Here is a 17,319-nt window from a genome sequence, read left to right on the forward strand (position 1 = left end):
AATGAAAAAGATGGTATTTGGAGTATTGGCGTTTATAGTGACTCTTACAGTTGCTGGAGGAATACATCAATATAGCAGTAAACCTGATATTGTTGGTCAACAAGCTAAAACTGTTGAACAAGTTAATTTATAATCTCCCCCCCTTTCCAACAGGAAAGGGGTTTTTCAATATTTGTTCCTCAAAATTCTACAAAACTTGAGAAATAAATTAATTGAATTTTTAGTATATTAATAGTGAAAACATAATGCTAATATAAAACTACTCTTTTTCAAAAAAATTTATTAGGGGGAAGGTTCATGAAAAAGAAAAGTTTAGCGTTAGTGTTAGCGACAGGAATGGCAGTTACAACGTTTGGAGGGACAGGCTCTGCATTTGCGGATTCTAAAAATGTACTCTCTACGAAGAAGTACAATGAGACAGTACAGTCACCTGAGTTTATTTCTGGTGATCTAACTGGAGCGACTGGTAAGAAAGCAGAATCTGTTGTGTTTGATTACTTAAACGCAGCAAAAGGTGATTACAAGCTAGGGGAAAAGAGTGCGCAAGATTCTTTCAAAGTGAAACAAGTGAAGAAAGATGCTGTAACTGATTCAACAGTAGTACGTATGCAACAAGTTTACGAAGGAGTGCCTGTATGGGGTTCTACTCAAGTAGCTCACGTAAGTAAAGATGGCTCTTTAAAAGTATTGTCTGGAACAGTTGCACCTGATTTAGACAAAAAGGAAAAGTTGAAAAATAAAAATAAGATTGAAGGCGCAAAAGCAATTGAAATTGCGCAGCAAGATTTAGGGGTAACACCGAAATATGAGGTAGAACCAAAAGCGGACTTATATGTATATCAAAATGGTGAAGAAACAACATATGCATACGTTGTAAATCTAAACTTCTTAGATCCAAGTCCAGGAAACTACTACTATTTCATTGAAGCAGACAGCGGTAAAGTGTTAAATAAATATAATAAATTGGATCATGTAACAAATGAAGATAAATCACCGGTTAAGCAAGAGGCACCTAAACAAGAAGCGAAACCGGCTGTAAAGCCTGTAACAGGGACAAATGCAGTGGGTACTGGTAAAGGTGTATTAGGAGATACGAAGTCACTTAATACAACGTTATCTGCATCTTCTTACTACTTACAAGATAATACGCGCGGAGCAACGATTTTCACATATGATGCGAAAAATCGTACTACATTACCAGGAACTTTATGGGTAGATGCAGATAATGTTTTCAATGCAGCGTATGATGCAGCGGCAGTAGATGCTCATTACTATGCAGGTAAAACATATGATTACTATAAAGCTACATTTAATAGAAACTCTATTAATGATGCAGGAGCACCATTAAAATCAACAGTTCATTACGGAAGTAAGTATAACAATGCATTCTGGAACGGCTCACAAATGGTATACGGAGATGGTGATGGTATAACGTTCACTTCATTATCTGGTGGAATTGATGTAATTGGCCACGAATTAACGCATGCTGTTACAGAGTATAGCTCAGATTTAATTTATCAAAATGAATCAGGGGCATTAAATGAAGCTATTTCAGATGTTTTTGGTACATTAGTAGAGTATTATGATAACCGTAACCCAGATTGGGAAATTGGTGAAGATATTTATACGCCTGGTAAAGCTGGAGATGCGCTTCGCTCTATGAGTGATCCAACGAAATATGGTGATCCAGACCACTACTCTAAGCGTTATACTGGTACTAGTGACAATGGTGGCGTTCATACAAACAGCGGTATTATTAACAAAGCAGCTTATTTATTAGCGAATGGTGGTACGCATTACGGTGTTACTGTGAATGGAATTGGTAAAGATAAAGTAGGAGCGATCTATTACCGTGCAAATACGCAATATTTCACTCAATCTACTACTTTTAGTCAAGCACGTGCTGGATTAGTACAAGCTGCAGCGGATTTATATGGTGCTAGCTCTGCAGAAGTAGCAGCAGTTAAGCAATCATATAGTGCTGTTGGTGTAAACTAAGACTTTAAGAGATAGTTATTAATAAAATACCTCAAAAATAAAGAAGGAGCATAGGCTCCTTCTTTATTTTTTTCTCCATTTTTTCCACAAATAAAACAATCCAATAACGCCTGCGATTGTTACAACCCACTTCGCTTCATTTGTTCCGTTCATGACTTGGTATGCCGAATATACTTCAATCAATAAGGCCGGTATTTTACCTATTGTACTGGCAATACTGAAGGAGAGTAATGACATTTTCCCTAGAGCTGCAAATAAAGTCACGATACTTGATGGGATGAAAGGTATCAATCGAAACGATAGAACGAGTAGAAAGGCCTCTCTACCTTCTACATAAAGAAGACGCTCTACCTTTGGGTACTTATTTACTTTATCGTGAGTGAACTTTTGAAGGCCCAGGCGGTAAATATAAAACGAGATAATAGCCCCTAAGGCCTCACCTGCGATCGAAATGATTGTGCCATTTGTTACACCGAAGAGCTGTATATTAATGGCGGTTAAAAAGATGCTAGGAATAACACCTAAAAGACTAATGATGATGTTAATTAAGATACTAAGTGGAATTGCGATTGAATAGTATTCTGTTAAGAAATTTTGAATCGTTTCAGCCATTGTTTAAAATCCTTTATCTTTTTTTGCATTACACCATATTTCGATTGTATAGGCAAGGGAAAATTTACATAATGTAGAAAAACGTTGATAAGAAGGGTTATTGATACCTTATATGGGTATTAGGTATATAAAAATAGGGGTATTTTAAATCGTTTTGAAAAACAGTATAAAAACCTTTGTCTAAAAGAGTTTTATAATTATATTATTGGTGATTTTATTCGGGAAATAATTATAAAATATAGGGGGTATATATTATAAAAGGCGAAAAATAGAGGGTTGATGAAATTGCGCGGGTAAATATGGAAAAATAGATGAAAAAAATGAAAACTGATAAATTTTTTCGTTGTGAAATTGACTTTTAGTGAAGTTGCGATAATAATCATGGAAGAGGTGATATGATGAAACGAATAAGCAGTCTTTTCTTCAGTAGTTTATTGGCATTAATGCTGATCTTAAGTGGATGTGCAGGAAAAGAACAAAAACTAGAGAAACAGACAGGTAATCAAGCTACATCGGTAGAAAAAATTAGTGATAATATTTTAGATGAAATGGAAGGACCACCTAAAAATGGTCATACGATTGAAAGACATGTAGGCAAGTCAGAAGAGGATTTGAAGAATCGCTTGAAGACAGATAAAGTGTCAGCCGCAAGTACATACTATGATAAAGAAACAGCGACGAAAGCTGTAAAAGATAGCTTGAAGCAACATGACAAGGAAATTCAAGATTGGTTAAAAAATTCTAAAGAGGCTCGTCTCGTATTAAATACAACTCATTCATTCCCTGTTGGAAAAACGGTAATAAAGAAAAATATGAGTGTAAAAGACAAGTTAGTAAAAACTGTTACTGTTTTAGCAAGAGATAAGTCAGGGGAATTAGGGTTTAAGATTATTACTTCTTATCCATCTGATAAATAAGAAGGGGGAGTACATTATGTATACGACATTACAATACTTTCTTAAATCGTACTGTACGTTAAGTATTCATGAGGATGAAATAGTAAGCGTGATGGAAGAGTTTATTGAACAAGAAGACGAAGAAATTGTTTTGAAATTACGTGATGAATTAATAAATATGAAGAAAAAGAACGCGTGGGAAGAGGCGTGTGTATTAGCTGCGAAGCAAGGAAACCGTATGTGGTCTTTAGAAGAAACGAAAGACCATCTTGAAACTTTTTTACTATTACTGCAAAAGAAAAAGGCGTGATTTACTCACGCCTTTTTCTTTATGCTATTTGGTTGATATTATCTATTCTTTTGGAGCGCTTTTATATACGCTTTTTGAAATTTGTCCATTTGATATTACTTCCCCGTTTTGTGTTACTTTTTTATACGTAACCGCTGTGATTTTATCACTAGTCCTACTAATTACTTGAGAAGAAACTTCAACATTTTTACCAGTATTTGTACCGAAAATGCGTGTAGTAATACTACCTCCATTTGAAAATGCTTGAATATAAATATGATTGCCTGTATTATTTTTAAATTTTAAATCTGGACCATAATCTGCTACTGCTGCATCTTGCCCAAGTGGTAAATAATTTACTGGCATAGAATGATTGCTTCGAGAAACAATGCCTAAATCTGCCCTTAAAGCTGCGCTGTATAAAGTACTACTGACTTGGCAAACTCCTCCGCCTGCACTTTGTATTACTTTACCTTGTGAATATACTGCTGCAGATTTGTAACCATGTGCAGCATCAGTTACGCCAACGCGGCCGTTAAAACTAAATGTTTCATCAGGTGCGACAATAACCCCACTTAAAGTATTAGCTGACTTATTTACGTTAAATGATTGATTTCCGTTACGGCCAGCCATTGGAGTAGAATATTCAGCAATGACTTCTTTAATACCCATTTTCTGTATATCTTCTGTAGAACGTTCTGGTTTTATGAATGTAACTGGTAATGTAACATCTGATTTACCAGTAGTAATAGCTTCGTTTGTTAAACTGTTTAGTTTTCCTTTATCAATTTTTTCTCCGTTTTGGCTTTGACTAACATTTACTGTTGAGCCTTCAATGCTTAATTCTGCATTAACAGGATTTTTTAATGTTTCATTATATTTATCTTTTATAAAGGTTTCATAAGCTGTTGTATTTAATTGTGGTGTTAATTTATAGTCACGTTTTAATTCACCGTTTTCAGCTTGCTTACGCATTTTGTAACGATTCATTACGTTTCCTTCTTGTTCTTTAAAGATTTTGTCAATAATATCTTTCTCTTTATAATTTACTCCTAAATCTTTCCATGTGTAAGTTTGTTTATCGTTTTGGAATATGTAGGTAAGGGATTTTTGATCTAATTCAGTTACCCTTTGATTAATAATTGCTTGAATATCTTTCTTATTTTTTCCATCGAGAGAAATACCTTCAAATGTAGTATTTGGTAATGCAGTAGTATCTAATTGATTATTTAATTTGGATACATATTGATATCCCCCAACACCGCCTACACAAAGTAATATGCCCCCAGCAATTGCAGAACCAATCAGTATTTTACTTAGCTTCATTTATTTCCCCCCAGAAATTTATGTATAAATATATGTATTACATTTTTTGTATAAAAATGATGAAAATAACATTATGTACGTACTAGTATACTATTATTTTCACTGCGTGTGTAATGTTTTCATAAAAAATGTTACATTGCTGTAATAATTGTCACTTCTTGTCACAATGTGTATGAAAAATATGTTGAAAAATATAATAAAAAGGCTGTCTAGAAAGATCTAGCAGCCTTTTTATTATAATTTTTTATGTTCATTTTTATTCGTAACACCGAGATGTTTTTGAAGGGTAGTTGAAATAGTATCGACGCTTTTTTCATTTGGAACGTAATAATAAATACCACCTATATATTTATCTGTACCTTCTACTTGCATTTTTTCCATCTTTAAATTTGAATCCATTGAATTTTTTGTAATTGTCATCATATCATCAAAAGTTAAATTGGTTTTTAAGTCTTTATCGACAGCGTCTAGTAGGCCACCGATTTTATTAATGGAATTAAGAGATAGTGCCTTTTCAGCAATGGCCTCTAATACAAGCTGTTGTCGTTGGCCACGCATATAATCACTATCGATGTGACGAGTTCTAGCTAGTGCCAGTGCCTCTTCTCCATTTAAATGTTGACGTCCTTTTTTTAGATGAATTGCATCTGCTTCATCTTTACTGTTTTGCTCTGTGAATTCAACTGGAACGTCCACAGTAATGCCACCAAGAGAATCAACAATTTTAATAAAGGATTTAAAATTGAATTTTACATAATAATCAACTGGAACATCTAAAAAGTTCTCTACCGTATCAATTGTGCTGTCTACACCACCGAATACGTGCGCATGTGTGATTTTATCGTATTTATCACGTGATTTAATGTAGACGCGTGAGTCACGTGGAATGCTTACAAGTTTAACGGATTTATCGTTTTTATTAATTGTTGCAAGTAATAACGCATCTGTTCGAGTTGCTTTTCCATAACCTTTTTCCCTAATATCACTTTCATCAACACCCATAATTAGTACGGAAATATTGTCGGTCATAGGTTTAACAGCTTTTTCACGTTTACTGGACTTATCTCCTCGACCTAGTTCAGCATAAGCATTATTTAAGACGGACTTTGCTTTACTGTATATATGGAAGGAGTAGCCTCCTGCTCCAAGTGCTACAATTAGTAATGGAATAAGAAGGAACCAAAGTAGGCGTTTTTTCTTTGAGCGTCCTTTTTTGGCTCGCGTATTGTTGTTCGTGTCGGATTTCATCATTTTTTCTCCTTTAAAACTATCAAAGTGTATACATTTAGAAGTGTATTCAAACACATAAAAAATATTTTACGCTAAATAAAAGCGATTGTACATGTATAAAAAATAGATGTCTTGATTATTTATCCCGTATTAACGAGCAGTAAAACGCCCACCTCAAAGTCCAGTGAATACAATGAAGTTAGGTGGGAGATAACTGCCCGTAAATACCCGATTGGTGAAGGCTAATAATCAGAGTGGGGATAGCCCCACTCTGATTAAAGTTTCACTTTATAAGACACCTATTCGTTATTGTATACAAAAGATAGGGATAAGAAAATGATAAAATTTTACCTAATTACAACATAATGCTTACGATAATTGCAGATAAAATACTAACGAGAGTAGCTCCATATAGTAATTTAAGGCCAAACCTCGCAACAACGTTTCCTTGTTCTTCGTTTAGTCCTTTTACCGCACCTGAAATAATACCAATGGAAGAAAAATTGGCAAAAGATACAAGGAAAACAGAAATAATACCAACTGTACGGGGAGAAAGGCTATTAGAAATTTTACTAAGGTCCATCATTGCGACAAATTCATTCGTTACAAGCTTCGTTGCCATAATGCTGCCAGCTGCTACAATTTCAGAACTTGGTACACCGATAAGGAATGCGATAGGTGCAAATACGTAGCCAATTAATTGTTGGAACGTAATACCGAATATAATGAGGAACAAGTCATTAATACAACTAATTAAGGCAACAAATCCGATGAGCATAGCGCCGACAACAATGGCTACACGAAAACCATCAAGAATGTATTCTCCAAGCATTTCAAAAAAGCTTTGTTTTTCACCTTTGATTTCTAAAATATCTTCGTCATCTTTAACGTCGTAAGGGTTAATGATGAGTACGATAATAAAACCGCTAAATAAATTGAGAACGAGTGCAGTTACTACATACTTAGGTTCAATCATTGTCATATAGGCACCTACGATAGACATAGATACGGTTGACATAGCGGAGGCACAAAGTGTATAAAGACGGTGTTTTGGGATTTGAGCTAATTGCTTTTTTACTGTAATAAAAACTTCTGATTGGCCGACAATGGCAGAGGCGATAGCGTTGTAAGATTCTAATTTCCCAAGACCATTTATTTTACTAAGAAAGTACCCGATCCAACGAATGAAAAATGGTAGTATTTTGAAATGTTGTAATATACCAATTAAAACAGAAATAAAGACGATTGGTAATAATACAGTAAGGAAAAATGGCATTTCACCTTTATTTGCAAGACCACCAAATACGAAATTTATTCCATTAGCAGCATACTCGAGTAGCTTTGTAAACAAACTGGAAATGATTCTAATAAGTATGAGGCCGATTTCTGTATTTAATAGTAAATAGGTTAAAATTAACTGTATAATAAGCATGATAAAAATTGGTTTAAATTTAATATGCTTCTTATTATTGCTAGCAATATAAGCGAGCAAGAAAACAACAATTAGTCCGACGAAAAAAGTAATGAATTTCATGGTAAGCCCCCTAAAAGAGATATTCTGCTATATATGTTTTTCATTTCAAGGGAGAATATGCATCTTTGGTAAAGAAAGGAATAGAGAGAGTATGAATATATGTAGAGTGCATCACGTTGCAATTATTTGTTCGAATTATGAGACGTCAAAGTATTTTTATACTAGAATATTAGGGTTTAAAGAAATGAATGAAGTATATAGAAAGGAACGAGATTCTTATAAATTAGATTTATGTGTAGGAGAAGAGTATCAAATCGAATTATTTTCATTTCCAAATCCGCCTGAGCGCAAAAGTTTTCCAGAAGCAGCCGGTCTTAGACATTTAGCATTTGCTGTTACAAATATAGAAGAAGCTGTGAAGCATTTAAATCAATGTGGTGTTGAGACCGAACCGATCCGTATTGATGAAATAACGGGGAAGAAATTCGTCTTTTTCCAAGACCCTGATGGTTTACCTTTAGAATTGTATGAGGTTTGAAAATTGGTGGATTTTATATAGAGTTGCTTTCCAATAATTGAAGAAACTAAAGTGAAACTTCTTTTTAAAAGGAGGTGTAACTTTAGCTAAGAAAGCTAAAGAGCATATGTGGATATTTTAAAATTATTGATGGTAGTCATTCTTATTGGGTTAACAGCATTTTTTGTGGCTGTTGAATTTGCAATTATTAAGGTACGTAGCAGTCGTATTGATCAACTCGTTAGCGAAAAAAGACGAGGTGCACTGGCCGCTAAAAAGGTAACTACAAATTTAGATGAATATTTATCGGCCTGTCAGCTAGGTATTACAATTACTGCTTTAGGGCTCGGGTGGTTAGGGGAACCAACCATTAAACATTTACTCGAGCCGTTGTTTTTAAAATTGCAATTCTCACCTACAATTTCCAGTACAGTTTCATTTATTATTGCCTTTGCAGTAATTACATTTTTACATGTTGTCATTGGGGAACTTGCTCCAAAGACATTTGCTATACAAAAAGCAGAACAAGTTAGCTTATTGTTATCGAAGCCACTTATTTATTTTTACCGAGTTATGTATCCGTTTATTTGGGCTTTGAATGGTTCAGCGAGGGTTGTAACTGGTTTATTTGGATTAAATCCAGCTTCTGAACATGAAGTAGCTCATTCAGAAGAAGAATTAAGGTTAATCTTATCTGAGAGCTATGAGAGCGGAGAGATTAACCAAAGGGAATTTAAATATGTAAATAATATTTTTGAATTTGATAATAGAGTAGCAAAAGAAATTATGGTACCTCGTACGGAAGTTGTAGGCTTATATGAGGACGAACCATTTGAAACACATATTAAAGTAATCGCGCAAGAAAAGTACACGAGATATCCTGTATTTGGTGAAGATAAAGATGAAATTATTGGGATGGTTAATGTAAAAGATTTATTTATTCGTTATATGGATGGTAATCGGGACGAGGAGTGCTCGATTATGCCATATACAAGGCCAGTTATTGAAGTGCTAGAAAATATTCCAATTCATGATTTACTATTACAAATGCAAAGAAAACACATTCCATTAGCTGTATTGTATGATGAATATGGTGGTACAGCAGGGATTGTTACACTAGAAGATATTTTAGAAGAAATTGTTGGAGAAATTCGAGATGAATACGATGAAGATGAGAATCCACCTATAGAGCATGTAAGTGAAGGTTATAAAATCGTAGAGGGAAAAGTGCTTATTAGTGAAGTAAATGATTTGCTTGGCATACATTTAATTGCTGATGATGTAGATACAATTGGTGGCTGGATTATGGTACAAAAACAAATCGTTGCTGAAGGAGATGTTATTGAGAAATACGGTTTTTATTTTAAAGTCCTTGAAAAGGATATGCATCAAATTAAACGAGTGGAAATAAGGAAAGTAGAAGAATGATTTTCTATAAACTTTAATAAAAAGGATATGCAGAAAAATAAATGTTTGCGCTTTCAAAAAAGGTACTATATAGTGAAGGTGGATACTGAAAAATTCTTCTGAATGATACTCGTGTTTTTAGAGGGCGGATTTTTTGGATAAGGATTTAGAATGAAAAAGTATAGGTGATAAAAATGATAGCAACGAAGGATATACGTATAGAAAAAGATTTTTTAGGTGAAAAAGAAGTACCAAGTGCAGCTTATTATGGTGTACAAACATTACGTGCCGTAGAAAACTTCCCAATTACAGGATATCGCATTCATCCATCACTCATTACAGCAATGGCAATTGTGAAAAAAGCGGCGGCGCTTGCGAATATAGATACTGGTTACTTAGCTAAAGACATTGGACATGAAATTGCAGAAGCAGCGCAAGAAATTGTTGATGGAAAGTTTCATGATCAATTTATCGTGGATCCTATTCAAGGCGGAGCCGGAACTTCTATTAATATGAATACAAATGAAGTAATTGCGAATAGAGCGTTAGAACGTATGGGATATGAAAAAGGGGCGTATGCGAAAATTAGCCCAAACACTCATGTGAACATGGCCCAATCAACGAACGATGCGTTTCCGACAGGAATTCATATTGCAACTCTTATGATGTTAGAAAAGCTTCTTATTACAATGGAAGAACTTCATTCTGCTTTTCGTAAAAAAGCAAAAGAGTTTGATCACGTTATTAAAATGGGACGCACACATTTACAAGATGCAGTTCCAATTCGCCTTGGACAAGAATTTGAAGCGTATAGCCGAGTGCTTGCGCGTGATATAAAAAGAATTAAACAGTCTCGTCAACATTTATATGAAGTGAATATGGGGGCGACAGCTGTTGGTACAGGATTAAATGCAAATCCTACGTATATTGAACAGGTGGTAAAACATTTAAGAACGTTTAGTGGGTTCCCACTTGTTGGTGCAGAGCATTTAGTTGATGCAACGCAAAATACAGATGCATACACAGAAGTATCTGCAGCACTTAAAGTATGTATGATGAACATGTCTAAAATTGCAAACGATCTTCGTATTATGGCGTCTGGGCCACGTGTTGGGTTGGCTGAAATTCAATTGCCAGCACGTCAGCCAGGTTCATCGATTATGCCAGGTAAAGTAAATCCAGTTATGGCAGAAGTGATTAACCAAGTCGCATTCCAAGTAATCGGAAACGATCATACAATTTGCTTAGCATCAGAAGCAGGACAATTAGAGTTAAACGTAATGGAGCCTGTGCTTGTATTTAATTTAATTCAATCTATAAGTATTATGAATAATGGATTCCGTGTATTCCGTGAATATTGTATTGAAGGAATTACAGCAAATGAAGAATTGCTGAAGCAATATGTTGAGAAAAGTGTTGGAATTATTACAGCAGTTAATCCTCATATTGGTTATGAAGCAGCATCTCGTATTGCACGTGAAGCGATTGAAACAGGAAAATCTGTTAGGGAGTTATGTTTAGAGCATGGTGTACTGACAGAAGAGGAATTGGATATTATTTTAGATCCATTCGAAATGACTCACCCTGAAATTGCTGGAGCTTCTTTATTAAAAAATAAAGAAATGTAATGTGAAAAACACCGATCCATTTGGATCGGTGTTTTATTTTTAAAAGATATTAAATACAGCGTTTAATTGAAGTAAGCTAATAACAGCTAAGAAGATTAAACTGTATTTCATTGCTGTTTTAAATAGAGCAGATTCTTTACCAACTAGTCCAACTGCGGCACAAGCAACTGCTACAGATTGTGGTGAAACCATTTTTGCCATTGTACCACCTACTACGTTTAAGGCAACGAGTGTAGAAGGAACGATGTTTAACTGGTCTGCTGTTACTGCTTGAAGTGGTGCGAATAAAGAACCACTTGAAACTACTGAACCTGTAATGAATACGCCAATCCATCCTAAGATTGGAGAAAGAACTGGGAATGCATTACCAGTAGAAGAGAATGCAAGTCCAAGTGTAGATGACATACCAGAGTAGTTCTCTACGTAAGCTAAAGCGATAACGCTACAAATTGTATATACTGGAGCTTTTAATTCTTTCATTGTTTCAATCATTAATTCCTTAACCATTTTACCTTTTACGCGGTAAACGATAAGTGAAACGATAATTGCTAGTACAATCGCAGTAGTTGTAGAAGAGAATACATCAAATTTGAAAACAGCTGCGAAAGGTGTATCAGCTTTTGTAATTGGTGTAGTTTTCATAACAGCATTATGAAGACCAGGGAACTGAATGTTAAATACTAAGTTTGCTAACGCACCATCTGGAGCAAATAAAGCTTTAATCGGTTTTAAGTTAAAGATTGTTACAAATGCAGTTAAGAATACGAATGGAGACCAAGCATATAAAATTTGATTGAATGTATGTGATACTTTAGTTTCTTGTTTTTCTTCTTTAGTAGAAGATTTTGGTTGCCAAACACGTAAGAATAATGCAAGAGCAATCATACTTACAACGGCTGCGAAAATATTAGTAAGTTCTGCGCCTAAGAAGTAAGTTACAGCGAATTGAGTAATAGCGAAAGAAACACCACTTACAAGAATACCTTGCCAAGTTTCTTTAATACCTTTAATTCCATCGACCATTGAAACAAGTAAGAAAGGTAAGATAACACTAATGAAAGGTAAAATAAGAACAGTTTGACGACCAATAGTTAATGCGTCAAGTTGAGTTAATTGTGCTGGTACTGTAACTGGAATACCCATAGCACCCATAGCACCACCAGCAATATTAGCTACTAAACAAATACCTGCTGCTTTTAATGGATTAAAGCCCATACCTACAAGTAGTGCGGCTGTAATAGCAACTGGAACCCCTAGACCAGCTGCGCCTTCTAAGAAAGCACCGAAAGAATAAGCGATTAATAATACTTGTAAACGTTGATCATTTGTAATGCTTGAAATACTATCGCGAATAATATTGAATTGCTCTGTTTTAACAGTTAATTTGTAAAGGAAAATTGCAGCGATAACGATAGTACAAATTGGATAAAATCCAGATAAAACACCGAATCCGGCAGATGCTACAGCTACTGTTGCTGGCATTTTATAAACAAATATTGCAAGGATAATAGCGACAATCACACTATAAAGACCAGCCATGTAACTTTTCATTTTGAATCCCATTAAACAAATGATGAAACAAAAGATTGGAAGTGCTGCGATTAGTGCAGATAACCAAATATTGTTTAACGGGTCATAAATTTGTGTCCAAGTACTCATAATAATGACAACTCCTATCTATTATATGTGAAGAAATTCACATTATTTGTGAAACAATTCACAATCAACTTACATGCTTAGTATATTCTCCTTCAACACTATTGTCAACGTAAAAAAGTATAATTATTCCATAATAGTGTTAAAAGAAAAGCTTTGTTCATAAAGTAGACAAAAAACACACTCAAATGAATTTAAGTGCGCTGTATAAACTATGTGCATATTATTTTGCTTATTCAGATGGCATGTTCCTTATAGGCGTATATTAGATGAAGTCTTTTATATTAAGTATAAAGTTTGATATATGCAATTATCTGTCCTGTTTGATCTAGTGGGGGGAACGGTGAGTGGATTTAATAGGAAGTTTTGCACAACAATCCAACCGCTTGCAATACGAATAAAAAATAAGAAACAAATTTTTAATATCACATCATCTCTTTTTACTGAAAATTCCTTTTAGCGTAACAAAGAGGTTAATTATAGTTCAACTACATTACGATAGGTTATCAATTATAGACGGTATTTTACAATACCGTTACTGTGCATTTCAATGAGGTGAAAATATAACAAAAAGCCTGATAAAACAAAGTTTGCAAGCAAAGTATTCGTAGGCCATTATTTTGCTTTTTCGTTATATCATATAGTATAATATTCAAAATCAGCAAGGATTTTTTCCTGAATTTTTGCTGATAAAGATGGAAAAATTTTTCGGCTTTATAGGTTGATAAAGTTATGTCGTAACAGGAAATATAAGAACAGATATATAAATAAATAAAAAGAACATAAAAACGCAAATAAAAACGAAAATGAGGGGAACTTTATGAGCCAAAATCAATTCGAATGTCGTATTTCAGAAGAAGATGTACAAATGTTAAGAGCGTTAGCTCACCCACTTCGTCTACGTCTAGTAATGGAACTTATGCAAAGAGGAACATGTAATGTAACACAGCTCCAGGAAGTATTAGAAATTCCACAATCAACTGTTTCACAACATTTAACGAAGTTAAAGCAAAATAAAGTAGTACGCTTTGAAAGACGAGGATTAGAAGTGTATTATCAAATCCATAATGATAAAGTAAGTGCAGTAGTAAAAACATTATTTTCTTAAAATTTGAATATTATGGAAAAAGACGTGTAGAATATACGTCTTTTTTTATTTGTCAGAAAGGTAGCGAGAGAGTAAATATTAGCATGTTAGGAAGAAATGACTATCAATCAATATGCTGCCTTACGGAATATATTCTAAAAGGAAAAGAAAAAATAAAAAGGAGTATAGTAAGCAAAAGGAGGGATAGTAGTATGGATGTGAAACGTGTGAAACAAATCTTATCTTCTTCAAGTAGAATTGACGTTACATATGAGGGCGTACCAGTATGGATTGAGAGCTGTGATGAGCAGAAGGGGAGTGCTCAAGTGTATGATGTATCTAATCCTGGTGAGAGCGTTCATGTGGACGTGACAGCTTTAGAGGAGAAGTAATAAAAAAGACGCTTCTAATTTTAGAAGCGTCTTTTTGTTATTCCATCATATGTGCAATTTTCTTAGAGAACATAAGAAGTACTAATCCCAGTACAATTACGATAATACCGATGCTTGCGAATACTTCTAAATATCCTAAAGATTGAGTGAAAGCGGCTAATTGTCCTGCTAATAAGTTTGCGAAGCCAGTACCAGCTAACCATACACCCATTAATAATGATGCTAATTTAACAGGAGCAATTGCACTTACCATAGATAATCCGATTGGTGATAAGAATAACTCACCGATTGTGTGGAACATGTAAGTGAATACAATGAATAGTAAGTTTGCTTTCATTGTAATGTTACCTTCATCGCTACCAGTTTTTAAAACAGCTAAAGTTAGAACTAAATATCCAATCCCTAGTAAAATCATGCCTAATGCCATTTTTGTTGGGATTTTCAAATCGCCATTTTTTGTTTTTGAAAGCTTAATCCATAACGCAGAAACAGGTAATGCTAGTAAGATAATGAATAGTGGGTTTACAGATTGGAACCAAGGTGTTGGAATTGTAAATCCACCAATTGTACGATCTACGAACTTATCTGTGTAAAGTGTTAAAGAACTACCAGCTTGCTCAAATCCTGCCCAGAAGAATACTACGAAACAAGTTAAAATTAAAATTGCAGCAGTACGTTTTTTCTCTTGTGTTGTTAAAGGTTTTTTCTCAATTGCTTTTGCATTTTTTTCTTTAGATTGTTTACCTACAACAGTTGTTCCGATAGACCCTAAGTAACGAGGTGCTAAGAAATTAAAGGCAAGCTGCCCAATAATCATACCGATACAAGCTGTTAAGAAACCGTATCTATAATCTGCGAAGTAACCGCAAATGAATGGAGCGATAAGAGCTCCTAAGTTAATCCCCATGTAGAAGATAGTGAAGGCACTATCACGACGAGAATCGTTTTCGCTATATAATTGACCTAATAAAGTCGAAATATTTGGTTTGAAGAATCCGTTACCAATAACTAATAATCCTAATCCTAAGAAAAGTCCAGTTTTTGTGTTCATTGAGAATAATACAAAGTTACCAATTGCCATGATGATACCACCAATAGTAATGGCATGTCGCTTCGTAATGAAATGGTCAGTTAACCAACCACCAATAATAGGTGTGAAGTATACTAACATTGTGAAAATACCGTAAATTTGAACTGCAACTGCTTTATCAAATCCTAAACCGCCGCTTACTAAGCTCGTTGTTAAATAAAGAACTAATAAGCCACGCATTCCGTAATAACTAAATCTTTCCCACGCCTCTGTAAAGAACAACAAGTATAACCCTGGTGGATGTTTTTTTGGTGATTGTTGCTCTCCAGCTTTGTCTAATTTTAAAGCTGCATCCATTTTTGTTTCCCCCTAATCCTGTATAACGGATATTTATGTAATCATTTTAATTTACAAAATATTTAGAAGTCAATAGAATTATATGGAAATAGAAAGAAAATTTCTAAAAAAGTTCTATTTTTCTTCGACCGTTACTGTATTTTGCCCTGAAAACGAGATGATAAGCGTTTTCAAATGTAATAATTGAATTCTAAAAGAAAATAAAATAGTGATTAATCAGAAAATTTAGATTAAAACATTTATTCTGATATAAAGAAAATATATTCTATTTACTTTCTCAATATAACATATTGGGAATAAAAATACAAAACGAAATAATGTGACATTTAAGTGAATTGAAAAATAACCAGCTCCACATAAGGGAGCTGGTTAAGGAAATATTATTTAACAAAGCGTTTTTCGATGTCATCTAATAGTAGGTTAGCGGCCATTACGCCACCAGCTGTATTCCAAATAACGTCATCAACTTTGTATGCTTTACCATTTTTTACTGCATTTAAATTTTTAAATAGAGGATCGTTTATATACTCTTTTTCTAGTTCAGACCCTTTTTTCTCATTTCCTTTATCGAATGTGAAGTAGAATAATACGTCACCATCCATAGCAGAAATACGCTCTTTAGATACGTTACGCTCTGCAAAATCATCTTTATTTTGATCTCCAGGACGTTTAAATCCAAGTTCTTTTAAAATAACACCAGAGAATGTATCGCCATGATAAATACGAACATCACCAGGCATGAAACGAACCATAGAGATTTCTTGGTTTACTTTATCGCCAAGTTTGCCTTTTAAATCTTTTATACGTGATTCGTAATCAGCTACAACTTTTTGACCTTCTTTTTCTTTATTTAATGCTTTTGCATAAAATTTGAAGTTATCTTTCCATTCACCACGTAATGTTTCTGAGAACACAGTAGGTGCAATTGCTTTTAGTTGTTCGTACACTTTTTCGTGGCGCATTTTATTACCGATAATTAAGTCTGGTTTTAAAGAAGCAATTGTTTCAACGTTAACTTGTCCTTCATCACCAACAACTTTTACATTTTTCATTTTATCCTTAATATGTGGATACCATGGGTCACCAGTCCAAGACTTTACAGCACCAACTGGTTTCACACCTAATTCAAGTAAAGCTTCAGTTCCTTCATTTGTTAAGATAACTACACGTTTTGGATTAGCAGGAACTTCTGTTTTACCCATTGCATGTTCTACAGTAACCACTTCTTTTTTATTATCTTCTTTTGTAGATTCTTCTTTGTTATTTGATTTTCCACAAGCGCTTAAAAGCATTGAAAATGCTAGTAAAAATACAAATACTGTAAACGATTTCTTCCGCATGAAATTCATTATGTACCCCCTACATGTTGAGAATATTTTTCAATAGCAAGCATGATATTAAGCCTTTATCTTTTGATTGT

Annotated in this window: 16 protein-coding genes; 9 read left to right on the plus strand and 7 right to left on the minus strand. The window is 34.2% G+C overall.

Features of this window, described 5'->3' with window-relative positions; translation table 11 throughout:
- The first annotated feature begins 1 nt into the window (after position 1).
- Together nprX and MHB52_RS03130 are read left to right on the plus strand one after the other, a co-directional pair.
- On the plus strand, positions 2-133 hold the full coding sequence (gene nprX / locus MHB52_RS03125) for a quorum-signaling peptide NprX (RefSeq protein ID WP_016112135.1): 132 nt from the start codon (positions 2-4) through the stop codon (positions 131-133).
- 164 nt (positions 134-297) lie between these two features.
- The gene (locus tag MHB52_RS03130) at positions 298-1,998 is read left to right on the plus strand and encodes a M4 family metallopeptidase (RefSeq protein WP_061664091.1); all 1,701 of its coding nucleotides are present in this window, start codon (positions 298-300) and stop codon (positions 1,996-1,998) included.
- Positions 1,999-2,061: 63 nt separating this feature from the next.
- Here MHB52_RS03130 and MHB52_RS03135 read toward each other — a convergent pair whose 3' ends face one another.
- Positions 2,062-2,610 carry a TVP38/TMEM64 family protein gene (locus tag MHB52_RS03135; RefSeq protein ID WP_000852232.1) on the minus strand — a complete coding sequence of 183 codons (549 nt, stop codon included), beginning with the start codon at positions 2,608-2,610 and terminating at the stop codon, positions 2,062-2,064.
- A gap of 398 nt (positions 2,611-3,008) precedes the next feature.
- Between MHB52_RS03135 and MHB52_RS03140 the strand changes: the two genes are divergently transcribed.
- Positions 3,009-3,527 (plus strand): RNase A-like domain-containing lipoprotein, encoded by a 519-nt coding sequence (locus tag MHB52_RS03140; RefSeq protein WP_061664092.1) that lies wholly within the window; start codon positions 3,009-3,011, stop codon positions 3,525-3,527.
- A 16-nt stretch (positions 3,528-3,543) separates the two neighbouring features.
- On the plus strand, positions 3,544-3,816 hold the full coding sequence (locus MHB52_RS03145) for a hypothetical protein (RefSeq protein ID WP_000288803.1): 273 nt from the start codon (positions 3,544-3,546) through the stop codon (positions 3,814-3,816).
- A 42-nt stretch (positions 3,817-3,858) separates the two neighbouring features.
- Here MHB52_RS03145 and MHB52_RS03150 read toward each other — a convergent pair whose 3' ends face one another.
- The 3 genes from MHB52_RS03150 to MHB52_RS03160 all read right to left on the minus strand — a co-directional run bounded on the left by MHB52_RS03150 (position 3,859) and on the right by MHB52_RS03160 (position 7,885).
- Entirely contained in the window at positions 3,859-5,121 is a 1,263-nt protein-coding gene (locus tag MHB52_RS03150) for a VanW family protein (protein WP_061664093.1), read from the minus strand.
- Between the two features lie 234 nt (positions 5,122-5,355).
- On the minus strand, positions 5,356-6,372 hold the full coding sequence (locus MHB52_RS03155; RefSeq protein WP_002163841.1) for an LCP family protein: 1,017 nt from the start codon (positions 6,370-6,372) through the stop codon (positions 5,356-5,358).
- 334 nt (positions 6,373-6,706) lie between these two features.
- Entirely contained in the window at positions 6,707-7,885 is a 1,179-nt protein-coding gene (locus tag MHB52_RS03160; RefSeq protein WP_000668870.1) for a NupC/NupG family nucleoside CNT transporter, read from the minus strand.
- A gap of 91 nt (positions 7,886-7,976) precedes the next feature.
- Here MHB52_RS03160 and gloA2 point away from each other — a divergent pair, with 91 nt between their 5' ends.
- The 3 genes from gloA2 (at position 7,977) to aspA (ending at position 11,377) form a co-directional block, all read left to right on the plus strand.
- On the plus strand, positions 7,977-8,363 hold the full coding sequence (gene gloA2, locus MHB52_RS03165) for an SMU1112c/YaeR family gloxylase I-like metalloprotein (protein ID WP_001017685.1): 387 nt from the start codon (positions 7,977-7,979) through the stop codon (positions 8,361-8,363).
- 108 nt (positions 8,364-8,471) lie between these two features.
- Positions 8,472-9,770 (plus strand): hemolysin family protein, encoded by a 1,299-nt coding sequence (locus tag MHB52_RS03170; protein ID WP_000353325.1) that lies wholly within the window; start codon positions 8,472-8,474, stop codon positions 9,768-9,770.
- Between the two features lie 173 nt (positions 9,771-9,943).
- On the plus strand, positions 9,944-11,377 hold the full coding sequence (aspA, locus tag MHB52_RS03175) for an aspartate ammonia-lyase (protein WP_000562129.1): 1,434 nt from the start codon (positions 9,944-9,946) through the stop codon (positions 11,375-11,377).
- A gap of 39 nt (positions 11,378-11,416) precedes the next feature.
- Here the strand turns inward: aspA and MHB52_RS03180 are convergent, their stop codons facing one another.
- Positions 11,417-13,036 (minus strand): L-lactate permease, encoded by a 1,620-nt coding sequence (locus MHB52_RS03180; protein WP_000109101.1) that lies wholly within the window; start codon positions 13,034-13,036, stop codon positions 11,417-11,419.
- An 817-nt stretch (positions 13,037-13,853) separates the two neighbouring features.
- Between MHB52_RS03180 and MHB52_RS03185 the strand changes: the two genes are divergently transcribed.
- The gene (locus tag MHB52_RS03185; protein ID WP_000081428.1) at positions 13,854-14,141 is read left to right on the plus strand and encodes an ArsR/SmtB family transcription factor; all 288 of its coding nucleotides are present in this window, start codon (positions 13,854-13,856) and stop codon (positions 14,139-14,141) included.
- Between the two features lie 191 nt (positions 14,142-14,332).
- Positions 14,333-14,512 carry an acid-soluble spore protein H gene (locus MHB52_RS03190; protein WP_000382679.1) on the plus strand — a complete coding sequence of 60 codons (180 nt, stop codon included), beginning with the start codon at positions 14,333-14,335 and terminating at the stop codon, positions 14,510-14,512.
- Between the two features lie 37 nt (positions 14,513-14,549).
- Here MHB52_RS03190 and MHB52_RS03195 read toward each other — a convergent pair whose 3' ends face one another.
- Positions 14,550-15,899, minus strand: coding sequence for a peptide MFS transporter (locus tag MHB52_RS03195; protein ID WP_000338314.1), 1,350 nt, complete (start codon positions 15,897-15,899; stop codon positions 14,550-14,552).
- A gap of 380 nt (positions 15,900-16,279) precedes the next feature.
- Complete coding sequence (locus MHB52_RS03200) at positions 16,280-17,248, minus strand: ABC transporter substrate-binding protein (RefSeq protein WP_001010279.1); 969 nt, start codon at positions 17,246-17,248, stop codon at positions 16,280-16,282.
- Positions 17,249-17,319 lie beyond the last annotated feature (71 nt).

Source organism: Bacillus sp. FSL K6-0073 (assembly GCF_038006085.1).
GTDB lineage: Bacteria > Bacillota > Bacilli > Bacillales > Bacillaceae_G > Bacillus_A > Bacillus_A cereus.